This is a genomic window from Streptomyces sp. NPDC001401 (assembly GCF_042895385.1).
GTDB lineage: Bacteria > Actinomycetota > Actinomycetes > Streptomycetales > Streptomycetaceae > Streptomyces.
The window spans coordinates 153,060-172,178 of record NZ_JBIAWI010000017.1 but is presented as its reverse complement, the minus strand read 5'-3'; the positions used below and the strand labels follow the sequence as shown (position 1 = coordinate 172,178).

The window sequence follows — 19,119 nt, the reverse complement described above, 5'->3', positions numbered from 1 at the left end:
GTCAACGACCCCTGTTCTCGGCATGTTCACAACCGAAAGGATCCCCCTGACAATCGCAATGACGTTGGGGGAGGTCCCACTTGAGGGATATGAGACGAAATAAGCGGGCCGCGGCGCTCGGCTCGGCCGGAGTGCTCGCCGCGGCGACGCTCATAGCCGGCGCCGTCGCGGCGCCGAGTGCCAGCGCGACTGCGGGCTCGCGGCACGGGCAGGACCGTGAGGCCCGCGGTGCCGCCATCGCGGCCGAGCGGGCCGCGAAGGCCGGGATCGACTGGCAGGACTGCCCGGCCGACTGGGGGTTTGAGAAGCCCATCCAGTGCGGGTACGTCAGCGTCCCGCTCGACTACGCCAAGCCGTACGGCAAGCAGATCAAGCTCGCCGTCGACCGCATCGGCAACACGGGGACGAAGGAGGAGCGCCAGGGCGCGCTCGTCTACAACCCGGGCGGCCCCGGCGCCTCCGGCATGCGCTTCCCGCGCCGCGTCACGACCAAGAACGCGGTGTGGGCCAACGTGGCCAAGGCGTACGACTTCGTGGGCTTCGACCCGCGTGGTGTCGGCCACTCCGCGCCCATCTCCTGCATTGACCCGCAGGAGTTCGTGAAGGCGCCCAAGGCCGACCCGGTGCCGGACTCCGAGGCCGACAAGCTCGCCCAGCGCAAGCTGGCCCGCGAGTACGCGGACGGGTGCGCCGAGCGCAGCGGCAAGGACGTGCTGGCGCAGATGACCACGCCCAACACGGTGCGCGACCTGGACGTGATCCGTGCCGCGCTCGGCGAGAAGAAGCTCAACTACCTGGGCGTCTCCTACGGCACCTACATCGGCGCCGTCTACGGCACCATGTTCCCGGGCCACCTGCGCCGCATGATCGTGGACAGCGTCGTCAACCCGTCGCGGGAGAAGATCTGGTACCAGGCCAACCTGGACCAGGACGTCGCCTTCGAGGGCCGTTGGAAGGACTGGGAGGACTGGGTCGCCGCCAACGACGCCGCCTTCCACCTCGGCACCACGCGCGACGCGGTCCAGGCGAAGTGGCTCGAGCTGCGCGCCACTGCCAAGAAGAGCCCCATCGGCGGGGTCGTCGGCCCGGCCGAGCTGATCTCCTTCTTCCAGAGCGCCCCGTACTACGACTCCTCGTGGGTGCCGGTCGCGACGGTCTTCAGCAAGTACTTCGCCGGTGACACCCAGGCGCTGGTCGACGCGGCCGCCCCGGACCTGTCGAACACCGCGGGCAACATCACCGCGGAGAACGGCAACGCCGTCTACACGGCCGTCGAGTGCACCGACGTCAAGTGGCCCACCAGCTGGAAGAAGTGGGACAAGGACAACACCGAGCTCAACAAGAACTACCCGTTCATGACCTGGGCCAACGCCTGGATGAACCTGCCGTGCGCCACCTGGCCGGTCAAGCAGCAGCGCCCGGTGAACGTCAAGACCCACAAGGGCCTGCCGCAGGTCATGATCGTGCAGTCCACCCGTGACGCCGCCACCCCGTACGACGGCGCCGTCGAACTGCACGACCGCTTCAAGGGCTCCCGCCTGATCACCGAGAAGGACGCGGGCTCGCACGGCGTGACCGGTCTGGTCAACCCCTGCATCAACCAGCGGGTCGACGACTACCTGCTCACCGGCAAGCTGGACGCCGCTGACGTGACCTGCACCCCGCACGCCACGCCCAAGCCGTAACCGGCAGCCTCACCAGTACGAAGCGAGGGGCGGCCGGAACACTCCGGCCGCCCCTTCCTCGTGCTCGACTCGCCCGGCCTAACCCAGCGGCATCCGCGGGAAGCGGCGCTCCTTCTCCGCGGCCTTTGCCGTCTCGGCCTGCGCCGCCTTCGCCACGGCCGCGTACTCGTCGACGTACTCCTGCTCGGACAGCGACAGGATGGCGTACATGATCTCGTCGGTGACGGCGCGCAGGATCGCCTTCTCGTTCTCCATGCCCGCGTAGCGGGAGAAGTCGAGGGGCTTGCCGAAGCGGATGACGACGGGGTGGATGTTCGGGATGACCTTGCCGGGCGGCTGCGCCTCGAAGGTGCCGATCATCGCGCAGGGGATGACGGGCACCTGGGCCCGCAGGGCCATCACCGCCACCCCGACCTTGCCCTTGTAGAGGCGGCCGTCGTGCGAGCGGGTGCCCTCCGGGTAGATGCCGAGCAGTTCGTTCTTGCGCAGCACGCCGAGGCCCTCGCGGATGGCGGCCTGGCCCGCTTCCTTGCCGGTGCGGTCGACCGGGATCTGCCCGGCGCTGCGGAAGAAGGTCGCGGTGAGGCGGCCCTTGATGCCGGGACCCGTGAAGTACTCCTTCTTCGCGAGGAAGGTGATGCGGCGCTTGAGGATCGCCGGCATCAGGAAGTGGTCCGAGAAGGACAGATGGTTGCCGGCGACGATCGCCGGACCTTCGGCCGGTACGTGTTCGAGGCCTTCGATGCGAGGCCGGAAGACCAGTCTCAGCAGAGGTCCCAACAACACATATTTGAGCACGTAGTAGAACAAAAGGTCGCTCCTCACTCCGGCGGATCGCCTGTGCCGCCGCGTTCCAGCAGGTCAACCGGCGTGTTGTGGGGCCGCCAGTCTATGTGCAGGCGCAGTTCGCCGGAACACGGCGGACGCCGCGTCGCGCGCGTGGGGACAACTGCCGCACCAGCCTCCAGTTACCGGCTGGTAGACAGCAACCGGATGACACATCATGGCGCGATCACGCTCAACTGCTGGCGGGCGCCCGGCTCTTGCGGCGCGCCGCGCCGTCTGCTCGCTCACAGCCGCACGATGACGAGGGCTGTGTCGTCGGTCGCGCCGCCCGGCGGCAGCAGCTCCAGCAGGACCGAGTCCGCCAGCCGTTCGGGGTCCTCCGTGCGGTGGCGCGCGAGGGCGTCGGCGAGGCGGGCCAGGCCGGTGTCGATGTCCTCGCGTCTGCGTTCGATCAGGCCGTCGGTGTAGAGGACGAGGGTGGCGCCCACGGTGTACCGCGCGCAGGCCTGGGGTCTTGGGATCGGGTCGGGACGGGCGTCGAGCGGCGGGTCGGTGGCCTGGTCGAGGAACTCGATGCGGCCGTCGGCGTGGACCAGGACCGGTGGGGGGTGCCCGGCGCTGCTGTAGGTGATGGTGTGCTCGTCGAAGTCGATGAACGTCGTGACGGCGGTGGCGGACTCGGCGCCGTCGACCACGTGCGCATACCGGCCCAGGACGTTCAGCGCCTCGCCCGGGCCCTCGGCGACGCGGGAGGCGGCGCTCAGCGCGCTGCGCAGCTGGCCCATGACCCCGGCGGCCTCCAGCCCGTGCCCGACCACGTCGCCCACCGCCACGCCGATGCGGTGGCCGCCGACCAGGTCGACCAGGTCGTACCAGTCCCCGCACACGTTCAGCGCGCCGACCGCGGGCCGGTAACGCACGGCGGCGTCGTAGTGGCCCACCTGCCGACGGGCGGGCAGCATGGCCTCCTGCAGGGCGAGGGCCACCTCCCGCTCGCGTGCGTGCGCCTGCCGCAGCCGCTCGTTGACCTCCTGGAGTTCGCGGGCGCGCGTGTACAGCTCGGCCTCGAGGACGCGGGCGCGGCTGCCGCTGGGCCCGCCGCGGGCCTTGATGAGTTCGGTGACCTCCTCGACCCGGTGCACCAGCAGGGTCACCTTGCCGTCGGGGCCGAACGCCGGTGCGTTGACGGGGCTCCAGTAGCGCTCCTCCCACTCACCGGGCCGGTCGGGGTTCTCCACGTCGTAGCGCTGCAGGGCCATGGCGTCGCGTTCGCCCGTGGCGATCACGCGTTGCAGTGAGGCAGCCAGGTTGCGCATGCCCGACGCGCCGGAGTCGTTGGGGTTGTCGGGGAAGACGTCGAACAGATAGCGCCCGACCAGGTCCTGGCGCTTGCGGCCGGACATCGTGCAGAACTCCTCATTGACGTCCGCGTACACCAGCTCGGGCGTCAGCAGCGCCACCATGCCGGGAAGGGCCTGGAACACTGCGCCGTAGTCGATCGACCCATCGTTCATGGCCACCGCCTCACCGCCGGGTTCACGTCATTTTCGCACGTGATGCGATCTATGCACGGTCTCGGTATGTCAGGCCGGAGGATCCGTCAGGGACTGCTCTGCCCAGATGACCTTCCCCTCGGGGACGAAGCGGGTGCCCCACCGCTGGGTGAACTGGGAGACCAGCAGCAGTCCGCGGCCGCCCTCGTCCGTGGTGCGCGGATGGCGCAGATGGGGCGCGGTGGCGCCGCCGTCGGAGACCTCGCAGATCAGGGCGCGTTCCCTGATCAGGCGCAGCCGGATGGGGCCTTCGGCGTGCCGGATGGCGTTGGTGACCAGCTCGCTGACGACGAGTTCCGTGGTGAAGGCCAGCTCGTCCAGGCCCCACTCGGCCAGCTGCCGGGCCGCCTCCTTGCGGGCGTCGGCGACGATGGCCGGGTCGGCGGGCAGGTCCCAGTCGGCGACCTGGTCGGCGCCGAGGAGCCTGGTGTGGGCCATCAGCAGGGCCACGTCGTCGTCCGGGCGGTCCGGGATCAGTGCGTCGACCACGGCCCGGCAGCGCAGGTCGAGCGAGGGCGCGACCCGCTCCAGGGCGCGGCGCAGCCGGTCGCGGTCCGCGCCGACGGCCCGCCCTTCGTCCTCGTGGGCCAGCAGCCCGTCGGTGTGCAGCGCGAGCGTGCTGCCCTCGGCGAGGGCCAGTTCCACCGCCTCGAACGGCGGTCCGGCGGCGCCGAGCGGCGGCCCCTGCGGCAGGTCCACGAAGCTGACGCTGCCGTCGGGCAGGACGACGGCGGGTGCGGGGTGGCCCGCGGCGGCCATCGTGCACTGCCCGTCGACGGGGTCGTAGACGACGTACACACAACCGGCCCCCGCGACCTGGACGTCCGCGCCCTGCGGACCGTCCGGTTCGCCGCCCTCCTCGCGGCCGGTCCGCGCGACCAGGTCGTCGAGGTGGGCCAGCACCTCCTCCGGCGGCAGATCCAGCGCCGCGAGGGTGCGTACGGCGGTCCGCAGGCGTCCCATGGCCGCGGCAGCGTCGATGCCGTGGCCCGGTACCTCGCCCACGACGAGGGCGACGCGCGCGCCGGACAGCGGAATGAGGTCGTACCAGTCGCCGCCGAGGCCGGTCAGCTCGTCGGCGGGCCGGTAGTAGGCGGCCACCTCCACTGCGTTCTGCTCGGGCAGCCGGTGGGGGAGCAGGCTGCGCTGCAGGACCAGCGCCGCATTGCGTTCGCGGGTGTAGCGGCGGGCGTTGTCCACGCAGACCGCCGCCCGCGACACCAGGTCCTCGGCCAGGCTGAGATCGTCCTCGTCGAACGGCTCCTGACGCCGGCGCCGGAAGAACGAAGTGACGCCCAGGCTGATGCCCCGCGCGCGGATCGGCACGATGATCACGCTGTGCAGCCCCAGCTCCAGGAAGGTGGCCGTCCGCCCGCCCGGTATGTCCGTGGCCCACTCCTTGGCGAGCGGGTCGAGCTGCTCCTCGCGCCAGGACCGGCCCGTGCTCAGGCTCCGGATCGGTGGCGAGCCGGCGACATAGGCGGCCACTTCGCCGATCTCCACGACGGCCTCCGGGACGCCGGCGTTCACCGACTGGTGGCCGGCCCTGCGCAGCGGCACCCGACCCGGGTCGGCCGGCGGCCCGGCCGGGGGCTCCGCGCCCCGCAGCACCGACTCCAGCAGGTCCACGCAGACGAAGTCGGCGAATCCCGGCACGGCCACGTCGGCCAGCTCCTGCGCGGTCCGCACGATGTCCAGGGTGCGGCCGATGTGCTCGCCGGCCCGGTCGAGCAGGGCGAGGCGCTGCCGGGCGCGGTGCCGCTCGGTGACGTCGACGACGGTGTAGTACACGCCCATCGGGTGTCCCTGCTCATCGTCGAGCCGGGTGAACGACATCATGTGCGCCGTCTCCCGGTGCGGCGCCGACCGCACCTGGCCGACATGCTCGTACCCGACCACCGGGCGGCCGGACTCCAGCACGCGCCGCATCTGGGTCTCGATGCTCTCGGAGTCGATGCCCGGCTGGATCTCCGCCAGCCGCCGCCCCAGCCGCTCCCGGGCGGACCCGCCGCCGAACTGCTCCAGGGCCGCGTTCGACCAGACGCACCGCAGATCGGCGTCCACGATCGCTATGCCGACGGGGGAGCCGGTCACCATCTGCTCCAGCACCGTACGGCTCATGTCCCAGCCGCGCGCCCCGGCCGCCATGTCGGAGAGCAGCACCAGCCAGAGTGCCGCGCCGCCGGGTTCCACCGCCGGAGTGATCCGCACCATCAGCCGGACCGGCCGCCCGCCCTTGCGCTGCGCGGTCAGCAGCCCCGCCCAGCCGCCGTCCCGGCGGCACCGCTCGACCAGCTCGGGCACCCGGGCGGCGTCCTCTGCGGCCAGCAGGCCGGCCACCTTGGTGCCCACCACCTCGGCAGGCGTGTACGCCAGCAGCCGCTCGGCGTCCCTCGTCCAGCTGCGCACCACGCCCTGCGCATCGAGCAGCAGGGGCGCGGCATCGGCCACGTCGAAACGCTGCCGGGCAACGTCCTGCTCCTCTTCAGTGCCCACGGCCGACCTCTCTGTCGCTGAGAGTGGTCTACCACCTCTTGTCCCCATCTTCACCCTTCGGGCAACGTGCGGGGACGCAGAGAAGAGTGGGGGGCGGGGTTCGACCGCCCCCCCACCTCGGTCACGAAGCCAGGACCTTCTCCAGCGCCCCGAGCGCCGACTCCAGCTCCTGCCCGGTGATCGTCAGCGGCGGCGCCAGCCGGATCGTGGAGCCGTGGGTGTCCTTGACCAGGACGCCCTCGTCCATCAGCCGCCGGCTGATCTCGCGGCCGGTGCCGATGGCCGGGTCGATGTCGACGCCGGCCCACAGGCCGCGGGCGCGGAAGCCGGCGACGCCCTTGCCGACCAGGGAGGCCAGGCCACCGCGCAGCACCACGCCGAGCTCGGCGGCCCGGCGCTGGTACTCGCCCGTCTCCAGCAGTTCCACGACGGCGGTGCCGACCGCGGCTGCCAGGGGGTTGCCGCCGAACGTCGAGCCGTGTTCGCCCGGCCGCAGCACACCGAGCACGTCCCGGCGTGCGACCACCGCGGAGACCGGGACGATGCCGCCGCCCAGCGCCTTGCCCAGCAGCAGGACGTCCGGGACGACCGACTCGTGCTCGACGGCGAGGGTGCGGCCGGTGCGGCCGAGCCCCGACTGGATCTCGTCGGCGATGAACAGGCAGCCCTTGCGGCGGGTCAGCTCGCGCACCCCGGTGAGATAGCCGTCGTCCGGGATGACGACACCAGCCTCGCCCTGGATGGGCTCGAGGAGTACGGCCGCCGTGGTTTCGTCGACCGCCGCCTCCAGCGCCGCCAGGTCGTTGTAGGGCACGATCCGGAAGCCCGGCGTGAAGGGGCCGAAGCCCGCCCGTGCCGTCTCGTCCGTGGAGAAGCTGACGATCGTCGTCGTACGGCCGTGGAAGTTCTCCGCGGCGACGACGATCGTCGCCTGGTCGGCGGGGACGCCCTTGACCTCGTACGCCCACTTGCGGGCGACCTTGATACCGGACTCGACGGCCTCGGCGCCGGTGTTCATCGGCAGCACCATGTCCAGGCCGGTCAGCTCGGCCAGCCGCTCGGCGAACTCGGCGAGCTTGTCGTTGTGGAAGGCGCGGGAGGTGAGGGTGAGGCGGTCGAGCTGCTGGTGGGCCGCCTCGATCAGCGCGGGGTGGCGGTGGCCGAAGTTGAGGGCCGAGTAGCCGGCCAGCATGTCGAGGTAGCGGCGGCCCTCGACGTCCTCCACCCAGGTGCCCTCGGCGCGGGCGACGACCACGGGCAGCGGGTGGTAGTTGTGCGCCAGGACCGGTTCCTCGGCGCGGATCAGCTCGGCGGACGAACGCGTGGTCACGGGAGCGGTCATGAACGGATCTCCTGAGTGCAGCACTTGATGCCGCCGCCTGCCTTGCGGAACTCGGACAGGTCGACGGGGACGGGGACATAGCCGCGGTCGGCGAGGGCGGTGGTGAGCGCCTCGGCCTGGGGCGCGATGAAGACGTGGCGGCCGTCGGAGACGGAGTTCAGGCCGAAGGCCAGCGCGTCGTCGAGGGTGGCGAGCACCGCGTCCGGATAGAGCCGCTCGAGCACCTCCCGGCTGCCCGGCGAGAACGCCTGCGGGTAGTAGGAGATGTTGTCGTCGTCCAGGACGAACAGCGCCGTGTCGAGGTGGTAGAAGCGCGGGTCGACCAGCGTCAGGCTGATCACCGGGTGGCCGAAGAACTCCTGCACCTCGCGGTGCGCCTCACGGGTCGTACGGAATCCGGTGCCGGCCAGCACGTAGCGGCCCGTCCAGACCAGGTCGCCCTCGCCCTCGCAGACGGCCTCGGGGCGGTGGACGTCGAAGCCGGCCGCCTTGAACCAGGTGTCGTAGTGCGTGGACTCCGGGCGCCGCTGGGGCGCGTGGAAGAGGGCGCCGAAGACACGGCCGTCGACGACGACCGCCGAGTTCGCGGCGAAGACCATGTCCGGGAGACCGGGGGCCGGCTCCAGGGTGTCGACGGTGTGGCCGTGGGCCCGGTAGGCGCCGATCAGCGCCTGCCACTGCTCCTGGGCCAGGTCCACGTCGACGCGGGCATCGGGTTGCATCCAGGGGTTGATCGCGTACTGCACGGCGAAGTGTCTGGGTTCGCAGACGAGGAAGCGCCGCCGGCGCGGCACACGGGAATCGGACACAGAGGGGTTCCTCCGCTTCCTGCGGTGTCGAGGGTGGGTTGACACCAAGGTAGGAAGTGACGGAGGCGGCCGACAAGGAACAAGAATTGCGTGTCCGCGCAGGAATGCTGCGTCTTCGCCGGGTTCTGCGCAGCCTTGCTGCGTTCTCGGATGTTTATTCGGGAGCGGGCTGGGTGGCGCCCGCCTCCGGGCTCTCCGGGAGCAGATGGGACAGCACCATCACACTGATCGTCTTGCGGATGAAGGGCTCGATGCGGATCCGCTCCAGCACCTCCTCGAAGTGGTCCACGTCCCGCGCCCGTACGTGCAGCAGCGCGTCCGCGCCACCGGTCACCGTCATCGCCGCCGTGATCTCCGGATGGTTGCGGACCACCTCCGCGAGCCGCCGCGGCGGGGCCGCGCCCTCGCAGTACACCTCGACGTACGCCTCCGTGCGCCAGCCCAGCGCCGCCGGCTGCACCGTGGCCGTGAACCCGGTGATCACCCCCGTCTCGCGCAGCCGGTCCACTCGCCGCTTGACCGCCGTGGACGACAGCCCGACGGCCGCACCGATCTCGGCAAAGCTCGTCCTGGCGTTCGCCATCAAGGCGGTGATGATCTTCCGGTCGAGCTCGTCGAAGGGGGCCGGCCTGCTGTTCATGTCGGCACTGTATCCAGCGGGAACGTGCACACCTCGGCGCATGTCCACACGTGCGGATTCCACCTACACTCCGGGTTCATGCTGCGCGCCCTCGCCGTCGACGACGAACGCCCCTCGCTGGAGGAACTGCTGTATCTGCTGAACGCGGACCCCCGCGTAGGCAGCGCGGAGGGCGCAGGCGACGCGACCGGGGCGCTGCGCCGCATCAACCGTGCGCTGGAGTCCGGTCCGGGCGGGCCGGAGGCGATCGACGTCGTCTTCCTCGACATCCACATGCCCGGCCTCGACGGCCTCGACCTGGCCCGGCTGCTGACCGGGTTCGCCCAGCCGCCGCTGGTCGTGTTCGTCACCGCCCACGAGGACTTCGCCGTCCAGGCCTTCGACCTCAAGGCCGTCGACTACGTCCTCAAGCCCGTGCGCAAGGAACGCCTGGCAGAGGCGATCCGCCGGGCCGCCGAACTCACCGACAACACCCCGCGCATCCCCGTGCACGAGCCCGACCCCGACCACATACCGGTCGAACTCGGCGGCGTGACCCGCTTCGTCGCCGTCGACGACATCACCCATGTCGAGGCCCGGGGCGACTACGCCCGCCTGCACACCGACAAGGGCAGCCACCTGGTACGGATCCCGCTGTCCACCCTGGAGGAGCGCTGGCGCTCCCGCGGCTTCGTCCGCATTCACCGCCGCCACCTGGTCGCCCTGCGCCACGTCGGCGAACTGCGCCTGGACGCGGGCACGGTGAGCGTCCTGGTCGGCGACGAGGAACTCCAGGTCAGCCGACGGCACGCGCGCGAACTGCGGGACCTGCTGATGAGGAGGCCGTAGCCATGCCCAGCCAGGACCCCGCCGAACGCCGCGTCGTCGTCACCGGCCCGCCCCGCCGCACTCGCCGCGCCTCCGGCTACTACCGCCCGCGCACCGAGATCGACGAGCAGACCACCCTCGGCCACACCTACGTCCGCTCCCTCATGCGCACCCAACTCCGCGCCGCCCTCGCGGTGTTCGCGTTCCTCGGCCTGCTGATCGGCCCGCTCCCGCTGCTCTTCGCCGCCACCCCGGACGCCCGCCGCCTGGAGTGGGTGATCCTCGGCTTCTGCCTCTACGCCCCGATGGTCCTGCTCGCCCTGTGGTACGTACGGCGCGCCGAGCGCAACGAACGGGACTTCGTGCGGCTCGTGGAAGACCGGTGAACTCCAGTTACGCCGTTCCGGCGGTTGCTCTGGTGGTGGTGGCGACCGTCCTGGTCGGCGCCTTCGGCCTGCGCATCTCCCGCACCACCTCCGACTTCTACGTCGCCTCCCGCACCGTCGGCCCCCGCCTCAACGCGGCCGCCATCAGCGGCGAATACCTCTCCGCCGCCTCCTTCCTGGGCATCGCGGGCCTGGTCCTGGTCCAGGGCCCCGACATGCTCTGGTACCCGGTCGGCTACACCGCCGGCTATCTGGTCCTGCTGCTGTTCGTCGCCGCCCCGCTGCGCCGCTCCGGTGCCTACACCCTGCCCGACTTCGCCGAGGCCAGGCTCGCCTCGCATGCGGTACGGCGGCTGGCCGGGGCCTTCGTGGTCGGCGTCGGATGGCTGTATCTGCTGCCCCAACTCCAGGGCGCCGGGCTGACGTTGACGGTGCTGACCGGCGCACCCGGCTCGCTCGGCGGGCTGATCGTGGCCGTCGTCGTGGTCGCGACCGTCGCCGCCGGCGGGATGCGTAGCATCACCTTCGTGCAGGCCTTCCAGTACTGGCTCAAGCTCACCGCCCTGCTGGTGCCCGCTCTGTTCCTGGTCCTCGCCTGGCAGGGCGACGGTGCGCCCCGCCATGCCTTCGAGGAACCGGCGACCTTCCGCGAGCAGCGCGTCGTACGCGTGGACGACAGCCTCGACCTGAAGCTGGACCGGCCGCTGACGGTCACCGTCACCGGCACGGTCGACGGCCGCACCCACGACGGCGGTCCGATCCGACTCCCCTCCGGCACCCACCACATCGAGCGGGGCACCCGGCTGACCTTCGCCAAGGGCACCACCGTCCCGGCCGCCGACCGAGGCACCAACGGCGGCATGTCGACCTCGCTGGCCGCGAGCCGCGAGGAACGCCCGCTGTACGCCACATACGGGCTGATCCTCGCCACCTTCCTCGGCACCATGGGCCTGCCGCACGTCGTCGTCCGCTTCTACACCAGCCCGCACGGCGTCGCCGCCCGCCGCACCACGGTGGCCGTGCTCGGCCTGATCGGCGCCTTCTACCTGCTGCCGCCCCTGTACGGCGCCCTCGGCCGGCTCTACACCCCCGAACTCACCCTCACCGGCGACGCGGACGCCGCCGTCCTGCTGCTGCCCGACCGCATGATCGGGGGCGTCGGCGGAGACCTGCTGGGCGCGCTGGTGGCGGGCGGCGCCTTCGCCGCGTTCCTGTCCACGGCGTCCGGGCTGACCATGGCCGTCGCCGGGGTGCTCACCCAGGACGTCCTCCCCACGCGCGGCGTACGGCACTTCAGGCTCGGCACGGTGCTCTCCATGGCCGTACCGCTCGCCGCCAGTGTCATCGTCGGCGGACTTCCCGTCGCCGATGCCGTCGGGCTGGCCTTCGCCGTGTCCGCGTCGTCCTTCTGCCCGTTGCTCGTCCTCGGCATCTGGTGGCGGCGGCTGACTCCGCCGGGCGCGGCCGCCGGCATGCTGATCGGCGGCGGTTCGGCGTTCGTGGCGGTGGCCGCGACGATGGCGGGCTTCCCGGGCACGGGCCCGCTGCACGCTTTACTGGCCTGGCCAGCCCTCTGGTCGGTGCCGCTCGGCTTCCTCACCATGGTGCTGGTGTCCCTGGCCACCCCGGGGCGGGTGCCGGGCGGGACGGAGGCGATCCTGGCGAGGTTCCATCTGCCGGAGGAACTGAGCGCTCCGCTGAGGACACGGTGACGCACGGGAGTTTCCTGTCGGCGGAGGTGAGAGCATGAGCGGATTCCTGGCCGGCCTGTGCGTGGCCGTACTCCCGTTGCTGGCCGCCGGGTTCTGGCTCGGCCGGCGCACGGCCCGCCCGGAGAGCCTCGGCGGCCTCGGCACCCCCGTCGAGCACGCCACCTTCCAGACCCTGCACACCGCCTCCCTCGCCGCACCCCCGCTGCGGGCCGGGCTGACGGAGGAGACCGCCCGCAAGTCCGCCCGCAGGCTGCGCACCCTCCTCGGCACGGACGCCCTGTGCCTCACGGACCAGAAGCAGGTCCTGGTCTGGGACGGCGTCGGCGGCCACCACCGCGGCGAGATCATGGATCGCCTCGCCGGACCGCTGGAGACCGGCCGCGGCGAGGCCTTCCGCCTCAAGTGCCCCGACCCGGACTGCCAGGTGCGCTGGGCGGTCGTCGCCCCGCTCACCGTCGACGACCGGGTGCACGGCGCGCTGGTCGCCTGCGCGCCCCGCGAGTCCGCCGTCCTCGTCCGGGCCGCCGGGGAGGTCGCGCGCTGGGTCAGCGTCCAGCTGGAGCTGGCCGATCTGGACCAGTCCCGCACCCGCCTGATCGAGGCCGAGATCAAGGCACTTCGGGCCCAGATCTCGCCGCACTTCATCTTCAACTCACTCGCGGTGATAGCGAGTTTCGTCCGCACCGACCCCGAACGCGCCCGCGAACTCCTCCTCGAATTCGCCGACTTCACCCGCTACTCGTTCCGCAGGCACGGCGACTTCACCACCCTCGCCGACGAACTGCACGCCATCGACCACTACTTGGCGCTGGTCCGGGCACGCTTCGGCGACCGCCTCTCCGTCACCCTGCAGATCGCCCCCGAGGTGCTCCCGGTCGCCCTGCCCTTCCTGTGCCTGCAGCCGCTCGTCGAGAACGCCGTCAAGCACGGCCTGGAGGGCAAGGCGGCGCCCGTCGGCAAGAGCCACATCAGCATCACCGCGCAGGACGCCGGCGCCGAGGCCCTCGTCGTCATCGAGGACGACGGCGCCGGAATGGACCCCGTCCTGCTGCGCCGCATCCTCGCCGGCGAGGTCAGCCCGTCGGGCGGCATCGGGCTGTCCAACGTCGACGACCGGCTCCGCCAGGTCTACGGCGACGACTACGGGCTCGTCATCGAGACCGCCGTAGGAGCGGGCATGAAGATCACCGCCCGGCTGCCGAAATACCAGCCGGGGGTGCACTCGGCCGGGCCGCTGAGCGAGGAATGAGCGGCACGTGGTGCGGATGCGTCACGTGCTGCGGGAGGCGACCATCCCGAGGGTGAGCAGACCCAGCACGACCCAGCCGAACCACAGCCAGCCGTTGGAGCCGAGGGCCACCGTGTAGGCGGTCACCACGACCAGTCCGCCGACCGTGATCGCCCCCATTGCCTTGGTAGAACCGTCCGTAGAACCGGGCATCGCAACACCCTCCTCAGGATTCGTCCCCCTCCATGGTGCCCCCGTTCTGCTTCCGGACGGTGCAGACGACGAAATGCGTGCCCGACTTCCAGGGGCCCCGGCTGGTCCAGGAGCCCGCCGTGTAGACCGACGGGTCGAAGCCGTAGTCCTGCGGCGGCACGTCCTTCGCGCACGCCGTGTCCGACTGTGTACGGGCCTCGGTGAGCGTGACGTCCTTGCCCAGCCGGGTGAAACCGAGCACCTGCTCGTCGTGCGGGCCGCTGCAGGACACCAGCCGGGCGTCCCGGTTGGAGCGGGTCTGAAGGCAGTCACGGCGCTGCATGTTCGCCGTGTCGGCGAAGTCCGAGCCGAGCTTGCGCCGATCGCCGAGCGGCCCGTAGACCGGTCCGTGCGCGCCCAGCACCAGACAGGCGCTGCGCCGTCCCGCGGCCTCGAACCCGGCTCCCGTCGGCACGACGGCGACGCTGCGGACGTCAGCCAGCCCCTCCCGGATCTCCTGCGTCCGTTCCTCGCACCGGGCCGGCCCCAGCCTGCGCGCCTCGTCCGCGGACGCGGCCGTCACGAACGCCATCACCTGCCCGTCGGGAGCCTTGTCCCGGCAGGTCGGATCCGGCGTCAACCGGGGCACCCCCTGGAAGCGGGCCGCGCCGGGCCAGTCGGCGAGCACGCACTCCCCGTCCTTGAGCGGCTCGGCGAGCCCGACGGCCTTGCCGTACGGCGACGCCGTCCCGTCGCCTCCGCTCTTCTGGTGCGCCATGGCGTACCAGACCCCGCCCAGGGCCAGCACCAGACCGAGCGAGGCGGCGAGGACCGCCCGCAGGGCCCTAGGGAGCTCGCGGCGGCGGTGCGCGGGCCCGGACATCACGACCGGCCCGAAGCCGTCCGCCCCGGGCCCGGGACCGGGCGGCGGAGGAGCAGGCGCAGCGGCCACCCCGGCCCAGGGCGGCTGCGAACCCAGGTCCGTCTGCGTACGGGCATACGCCTCGGCCTGCGGCGTGACGATCCGCGACAGCGCCGCCTCCGCCTGCGTCGCGGACGGCCGCCGCCCTGGATCCTTCACCAGCAGGGCCTGCAGTACGGGGCCCAGCGCACCGGCGCGCACGGCCGGACGCGGCTCCTCCATGACCACCGCGGTGACCTCGGCGAGGTGCGACTCGCGCTCGAAGGGGCCGCGGCCCTCGACGCCGTGGTAGAGCGTGCAGCCCAGCGAGAACAGGTCGGCGGAGGGGGTCGGCGGCCCGCCCGTGGCACGCTCCGGCGCCAGATACCCCGACGTCCCCACCAGCACGGACGCCAGCGTGTACCGGGTCTCACCGGCGTCCGGCTGCACCGAGATGCCGTAGTCGGTGAGCAGGATGCGGCCATACGGCGCCCCGCTGCGGTCCGGCGCCAGCAGGATGTTCGCCGGTTTCACATCCCGGTGCATGACGCCCCGCTCGTGCCCGGCGGTCAGCGCGTCCAGCACGGCGAGCCCGATGCGGGCGCACTCCGCGGGCGCGAGCGGGCCGCGCGTCTCGACCAGCTCCTTGAGGTCGACGGCGCCCGCCACGTACTCCATGACGATCCACGGCAGCCCCTCGTGCTCCAGCACGTCGTGCACCGTCACCACATGCGGATGGCCGCGCAGCCCCGCCGCGTGCCGGGCCTCCGCGCGCGCCCGTGCGACCCGGGCCTCACGCTCCTCGCCGGTGGGGTCCGGGTCCTGGAACACGATCTCCTTGAGTGCGACCTCGCAGGCGAGTCTCTGGTCGTGGGCGAGCCACACATGGCCCATGCCGCCGCTGCCGAGCCGGTTCAGCAGCAGATAGCGGCCGGCGATGACCCTGCCCACTCCCGACGTAGGTGATCCTGAATGCATCCGGTGACTCCCGGGTTCTGCGGAGGCGCTACGTGATCGCGATCGAGGCGGGCCCGGAGCTTGCGGGCTCACTCGTGGCGGGTGCGCTGCTCGCCGGCTGGCTGGTGGCCGGAGCGCTCGTGGTGACCGGGGCGCTGGGCGGGGGTGCGCTGCTGGTCACCGGTTTGCTGGGCGGTGGGGCGCTGCTGCTGACCGGGGCGCTGACCGGGGGCGAGCTGGTCGTCGTCGACGGCGAGCTGGGTGGCGCACTCGACGGGGGCGACTTGGAGCTGGGCGGCGCGCTCGACGTCGGCGCGGAGGACGACGGCCCGGGCCCGCTGCTCGACGGGGAGGACGGGGAGACCGGCGACGACGGCGGTGCTGTGTACGGCCCGGAGGTCGAGGGCGCCGGGGGAGTGGTGCACCCCTCGGACGTCTCCCCGGCCACGCTCAGCGTCACGTACTCCCCGAAGCCGAGCTCGCGCCCGGCCGGCGGGTCCGATGCCGTCACCCGCGCATCGTCCGGCGGCCTCGCCTTCCCGTCGTATCCGACCGCCAGCCCCTCGTCGGCCAGCCGCCGGCTCGCGTCCCCGAAAGTCGTCCCGGCGAGCTCGGGCACCGCATGCTGTTTCCGCGTGTCGAAGGTCTTGTCGTGTGCGCCCGTCGTGCCGACCGGCCGGTTGATGCCCAGGGCGGGATCGTCGACGTCGACCAGGGCGAGCCGCTGCATTTTCCGGGGCGCCGGCTGCACGGCCACCACGGAGGAGCGCTCATATCCCCGCCACTTCTTGTTCCCGTCCTCGAACTTGACCGAAATCCTGTTCGTGTCGCCCGTGAAGGGACGCAGCGGATTTCCGCACGAGCACTTCACAGCCGGAAGTCCCTGTTCATCAACCAGAACGGCGATTCCCGCCTGAAGCAGGGAGTTGAAGGGAACAGCCTTTCCCTTCTTGTAGTCGTGATTCTTCACGAGAGTGTCGTGACGCAGGAGAACAGGAGTGAGTCGGTCCAGATATCCCGGAATCTCATCCGTGGTGATGTTCAGCGCATCCACCCAAGCCTGCGCCTTCTGATGATTCCTGGGGTCCGTGAGGAATACCTTGAGCTGCTTGACATCGCAGATGGTCGGCTTCCTCGTGCCCCCGTACAGCCCTGGCGTGTCCCCCTGCTGCAGACTCCCCTGCACCGCCTGCGTCCTGACCGCGCCGTCATGGCCCAGCCCGCTGCCCTCGTCGAAGAAAGGCGCGAGAGAGGGAACTCCCGCGGCCACCGCCTTCACGACCAGCAGCGGCGTATTTCGATCACACCCGCTGAGCGCCAGTAAGAAAACGAGCAGGACGGCGAGGTTTCGAATCGCCGATTTCCCGGCCCCTTGCATAAATGCACGAAGTGTCATCACCGCTCCCCCCGGCGGTTTCCCCCATGCACTTCATGCTACTGAAAGCTTCCGAATGGCGAAGCCTTCAACGGCCGCGTGCGTTCAATGAGGCCAAATAGGCGTTGTATGCCTCGAGTTCCTTGTCACCGTCACGGTCGGCGGCCCGGTCCTGGCGCCTGGCCTGCCGCTGCTCGGAGCCGTACCACTGGAACAGCAGGGCGAGCAGCACCAGCACGGAGGGAACCTCGCTGAACGCCCAGGCGATGCCGCCGGCCGCGGTCTGGTCGGAGAGCGCCTCGATGCCGAGCGAGGCGGGCGGGTTCTTGAACGTCTCCACCATCGGCGTCGACGCCATCATCAGCGCGATGCCGAAGAACGCGTGGAACGGCATGCCCGCGAACAGCTCCAGCATCCGCATCAGATAACCCGGCCGCTGCGGCCCGGGGTCCACCCCGATGATCGGCCAGAAGAACACGACACCCACCGCGAGGAAGTGCACCATCATCGCGATGTGCCCCGCCTTCGAGCCCATCAGGAAGTCGAAGATCGGTGTGAAGTACAGCGCATACAGGCTCGCGATGAACAGCGGAATGGTGAACGCCGGATGCGTGATGATCCGCATGTACCGGCTGTGCAGCAGCATCAGCAGCAGCTCGCGCGGCCCCTTGCGGCCCTTGCCGGCGGTCGGCAGCGCGCGCAGGGCCAGCGTGACCGGGGCGCCGAGCAGGATCAGGATCGGCGACAGCATGCTGATGACCATGTGCTGCACCATGTGCACGCTGAACATGACCATGCCGTAGTCGTTGAGCTTGGTGCACATGACGAGCCCGATGGTCAGCACGCCGAGGACGAACGAGACCGTCCGCGCCGCCGACCACTTGTCACCGCGCCGCCGCAGCCGCACCACGCCGTACGCGTACAGCCCGAGCCCCACCAGGCAGGCCACGAGGAAGAACGGGTCCGCCGACCACTGAAGACCCCGCCCCAGCGTGAACGGCGGCAGATCCATGGTCATGCCGTGCCCGCTGTGATCCATTACGCCGGCTCCTGATTCGTGGGGGGTTGTGCAATGTGTCCGCCCCACAGACTAGAACCGCCCCCGGCGAATGTTGTCACCGGGGGCAGCGCAGCGCCCCTTCAGGGGCGCGGGGAACTGCGCGATCAACCACGCGACCCGCAGACTGCAACTCTCCAGCAGCCCTACGGCGAGAGTCAGAGCACGCACTCGGCTTCGTCGTACCGTTCCGAGGGCACGGTCTTCAACGTCTCCACGGCGGCAGCCAGCGGCACCATCACGATGTCCGTACCACGCAGCGCGGTCATCTTGCCGAACTCGCCCCGGTGCACGGCCTCCACGGCGTGCCAGCCGAAGCGGGTGGCGAGCACGCGGTCGTACGCGGTAGGCGTGCCGCCACGCTGGACATGCCCCAGGATGACCGGCCGCGCCTCCTTGCCCAGCCGCTCCTCCAGCTCGATGGAGAGCTGGCGGGCGATCCCGGCGAACCGCTCGTGGCCGTAGATGTCCTTGCCGCCCTCGTCGAACTCCATGGAGCCGGCCTTCGGCTTGGCCCCCTCCGCGGCGACGACGATCGCGAAGCGCTTGCCGGCCTCGAACCGCTCGCCGACCCGCTTGGCCAACTCCTCGATGTCGAAGGGCCGTTCCGGTACGACGATGGCGTGGGCGCCGGCAGCCATACCGGAGTGCAGCGCGATCCAGCCGGTGTGGCGGCCCATGACCTCCACGACCAGGACGCGCTGGTGGGACTCGGCGGTGGTCTTCAGCCGGTCCAGCGCCTCGGTCGCCACGCCGACGGCCGTGTCGAAGCCGAAGGTGACGTCCGTGACCGCGATGTCGTTGTCGATGGTCTTCGGGACGCCGACGATCGGCAGCCCGCTGTCGTACATCAGCCGGGCCGCCTTCAGCGTGCCCTCACCGCCGATGGGGATGATCGCGTCGAGTCCGAGCTCCTCGACATGGCCCCTGGCCCGCTCCACGCCGTCGCGCAGGTGCGAGGGCTGGACCCGGGAGGAGCCGAGGATGGTGCCGCCGCGGGCCAGGATGCCGCCCACCGCGTCGAGGTCGAGCTTGAGGTAGTCGCACTCCAGGAGGCCCTTCCAGCCGTCCCGGAAGCCGATGACCTCGTCGCCGTGGTCGACGACGGCGCGGTGCACGACGGACCGGATGACGGCGTTCAGGCCGGGGCAGTCGCCGCCGGACGTGAGGACACCAATGCGCATAGCCCGAAA

General features: G+C 71.1%; 16 protein-coding genes. 5 read left to right on the top strand and 11 right to left on the bottom strand.

Annotated features, from left to right (window positions below; translation table 11 throughout):
- Positions 1-89: 89 nt before the first annotated feature.
- Entirely contained in the window at positions 90-1,685 is a 1,596-nt protein-coding gene (locus tag ACFY10_RS41085; protein WP_390670417.1) for an alpha/beta hydrolase, read from the top strand.
- A 78-nt stretch (positions 1,686-1,763) separates the two neighbouring features.
- Here the strand turns inward: ACFY10_RS41085 and ACFY10_RS41080 are convergent, their stop codons facing one another.
- From ACFY10_RS41080 to ACFY10_RS41055, 6 genes are all read right to left on the bottom strand, one after another.
- A complete protein-coding gene (locus ACFY10_RS41080) occupies positions 1,764-2,495 on the bottom strand; it encodes a lysophospholipid acyltransferase family protein (protein WP_390670416.1) in 732 nt (243 codons plus the stop codon).
- 260 nt (positions 2,496-2,755) lie between these two features.
- Positions 2,756-3,985 (bottom strand): SpoIIE family protein phosphatase, encoded by a 1,230-nt coding sequence (locus ACFY10_RS41075; protein WP_390670415.1) that lies wholly within the window; start codon positions 3,983-3,985, stop codon positions 2,756-2,758.
- A gap of 69 nt (positions 3,986-4,054) precedes the next feature.
- Positions 4,055-6,520 (bottom strand): SpoIIE family protein phosphatase, encoded by a 2,466-nt coding sequence (locus tag ACFY10_RS41070; RefSeq protein WP_390670414.1) that lies wholly within the window; start codon positions 6,518-6,520, stop codon positions 4,055-4,057.
- Positions 6,521-6,641: 121 nt separating this feature from the next.
- Complete coding sequence (rocD, locus tag ACFY10_RS41065; protein WP_390670412.1) at positions 6,642-7,862, bottom strand: ornithine--oxo-acid transaminase; 1,221 nt, start codon at positions 7,860-7,862, stop codon at positions 6,642-6,644.
- The gene (gene ddaH / locus ACFY10_RS41060; protein WP_390670411.1) at positions 7,859-8,671 is read right to left on the bottom strand and encodes a dimethylargininase; all 813 of its coding nucleotides are present in this window, start codon (positions 8,669-8,671) and stop codon (positions 7,859-7,861) included. Before ddaH ends, rocD begins: the two co-directional genes overlap by 4 nt.
- Positions 8,672-8,825: 154 nt before the next feature.
- Positions 8,826-9,311, bottom strand: a complete 486-nt coding sequence (locus ACFY10_RS41055) for an Lrp/AsnC family transcriptional regulator (protein ID WP_351479364.1) — start codon at positions 9,309-9,311, stop codon at positions 8,826-8,828.
- 78 nt (positions 9,312-9,389) lie between these two features.
- Between ACFY10_RS41055 and ACFY10_RS41050 the strand changes: the two genes are divergently transcribed.
- Genes ACFY10_RS41050 through ACFY10_RS41035 form a run of 4 tightly spaced genes read left to right on the top strand, consistent with a single transcriptional unit; the run spans position 9,390 to position 13,465 of the window.
- Positions 9,390-10,139, top strand: a complete 750-nt coding sequence (locus ACFY10_RS41050; protein WP_390670410.1) for a LytR/AlgR family response regulator transcription factor — start codon at positions 9,390-9,392, stop codon at positions 10,137-10,139.
- Between the two features lie 2 nt (positions 10,140-10,141).
- A complete protein-coding gene (locus ACFY10_RS41045; RefSeq protein ID WP_390670409.1) occupies positions 10,142-10,504 on the top strand; it encodes a hypothetical protein in 363 nt (120 codons plus the stop codon).
- Positions 10,501-12,216 (top strand): cation acetate symporter, encoded by a 1,716-nt coding sequence (locus ACFY10_RS41040; RefSeq protein ID WP_390670408.1) that lies wholly within the window; start codon positions 10,501-10,503, stop codon positions 12,214-12,216. Before ACFY10_RS41045 ends, ACFY10_RS41040 begins: the two co-directional genes overlap by 4 nt.
- A 34-nt stretch (positions 12,217-12,250) precedes the next feature.
- Positions 12,251-13,465 carry a sensor histidine kinase gene (locus ACFY10_RS41035; protein WP_390670407.1) on the top strand — a complete coding sequence of 405 codons (1,215 nt, stop codon included), beginning with the start codon at positions 12,251-12,253 and terminating at the stop codon, positions 13,463-13,465.
- A gap of 21 nt (positions 13,466-13,486) precedes the next feature.
- Here ACFY10_RS41035 and ACFY10_RS41030 read toward each other — a convergent pair whose 3' ends face one another.
- From ACFY10_RS41030 to ACFY10_RS41010, 5 genes are all read right to left on the bottom strand, one after another.
- On the bottom strand, positions 13,487-13,657 hold the full coding sequence (locus tag ACFY10_RS41030) for a hypothetical protein (RefSeq protein WP_030928253.1): 171 nt from the start codon (positions 13,655-13,657) through the stop codon (positions 13,487-13,489).
- Between the two features lie 13 nt (positions 13,658-13,670).
- Positions 13,671-15,515: a septum formation family protein gene (locus ACFY10_RS41025; protein ID WP_390670406.1), complete on the bottom strand. Its 1,845-nt coding sequence runs from the start codon at positions 15,513-15,515 to the stop codon at positions 13,671-13,673.
- 28 nt (positions 15,516-15,543) lie between these two features.
- A complete protein-coding gene (locus tag ACFY10_RS41020; protein WP_390670497.1) occupies positions 15,544-16,872 on the bottom strand; it encodes a DUF6777 domain-containing protein in 1,329 nt (442 codons plus the stop codon).
- A gap of 85 nt (positions 16,873-16,957) precedes the next feature.
- Positions 16,958-17,908: a cytochrome c oxidase assembly protein gene (locus tag ACFY10_RS41015; protein ID WP_390670405.1), complete on the bottom strand. Its 951-nt coding sequence runs from the start codon at positions 17,906-17,908 to the stop codon at positions 16,958-16,960.
- Between the two features lie 176 nt (positions 17,909-18,084).
- Complete coding sequence (locus tag ACFY10_RS41010) at positions 18,085-19,110, bottom strand: 6-phosphofructokinase (RefSeq protein ID WP_390670404.1); 1,026 nt, start codon at positions 19,108-19,110, stop codon at positions 18,085-18,087.
- Positions 19,111-19,119: the final 9 nt, after the last annotated feature.

Bases quoted from the DNA above. Each gene is read 5' to 3' on its own strand.
- ACFY10_RS41055 (WP_351479364.1), bottom strand. From the start codon at position 9,311: ATGAACAGCAGGCCGGCCCCCTTCGACGAGCTCGACCGGAAGATCATC.
- ACFY10_RS41085 (WP_390670417.1), top strand. From the start codon at position 90: ATGAGACGAAATAAGCGGGCCGCGGCGCTCGGCTCGGCCGGAGTGCTC.
- ACFY10_RS41020 (WP_390670497.1), bottom strand. From the start codon at position 16,872: ATGCAAGGGGCCGGGAAATCGGCGATTCGAAACCTCGCCGTCCTGCTC.
- ACFY10_RS41035 (WP_390670407.1), top strand. From the start codon at position 12,251: ATGAGCGGATTCCTGGCCGGCCTGTGCGTGGCCGTACTCCCGTTGCTG.
- rocD (WP_390670412.1), bottom strand. From the start codon at position 7,862: ATGACCGCTCCCGTGACCACGCGTTCGTCCGCCGAGCTGATCCGCGCC.
- ACFY10_RS41025 (WP_390670406.1), bottom strand. From the start codon at position 15,515: ATGCATTCAGGATCACCTACGTCGGGAGTGGGCAGGGTCATCGCCGGC.
- ACFY10_RS41015 (WP_390670405.1), bottom strand. From the start codon at position 17,908: ATGGATCACAGCGGGCACGGCATGACCATGGATCTGCCGCCGTTCACG.
- ACFY10_RS41075 (WP_390670415.1), bottom strand. From the start codon at position 3,985: ATGAACGATGGGTCGATCGACTACGGCGCAGTGTTCCAGGCCCTTCCC.
- ACFY10_RS41010 (WP_390670404.1), bottom strand. From the start codon at position 19,110: ATGCGCATTGGTGTCCTCACGTCCGGCGGCGACTGCCCCGGCCTGAAC.
- ACFY10_RS41050 (WP_390670410.1), top strand. From the start codon at position 9,390: ATGCTGCGCGCCCTCGCCGTCGACGACGAACGCCCCTCGCTGGAGGAA.
- ACFY10_RS41030 (WP_030928253.1), bottom strand. From the start codon at position 13,657: ATGCCCGGTTCTACGGACGGTTCTACCAAGGCAATGGGGGCGATCACG.
- ACFY10_RS41045 (WP_390670409.1), top strand. From the start codon at position 10,142: ATGCCCAGCCAGGACCCCGCCGAACGCCGCGTCGTCGTCACCGGCCCG.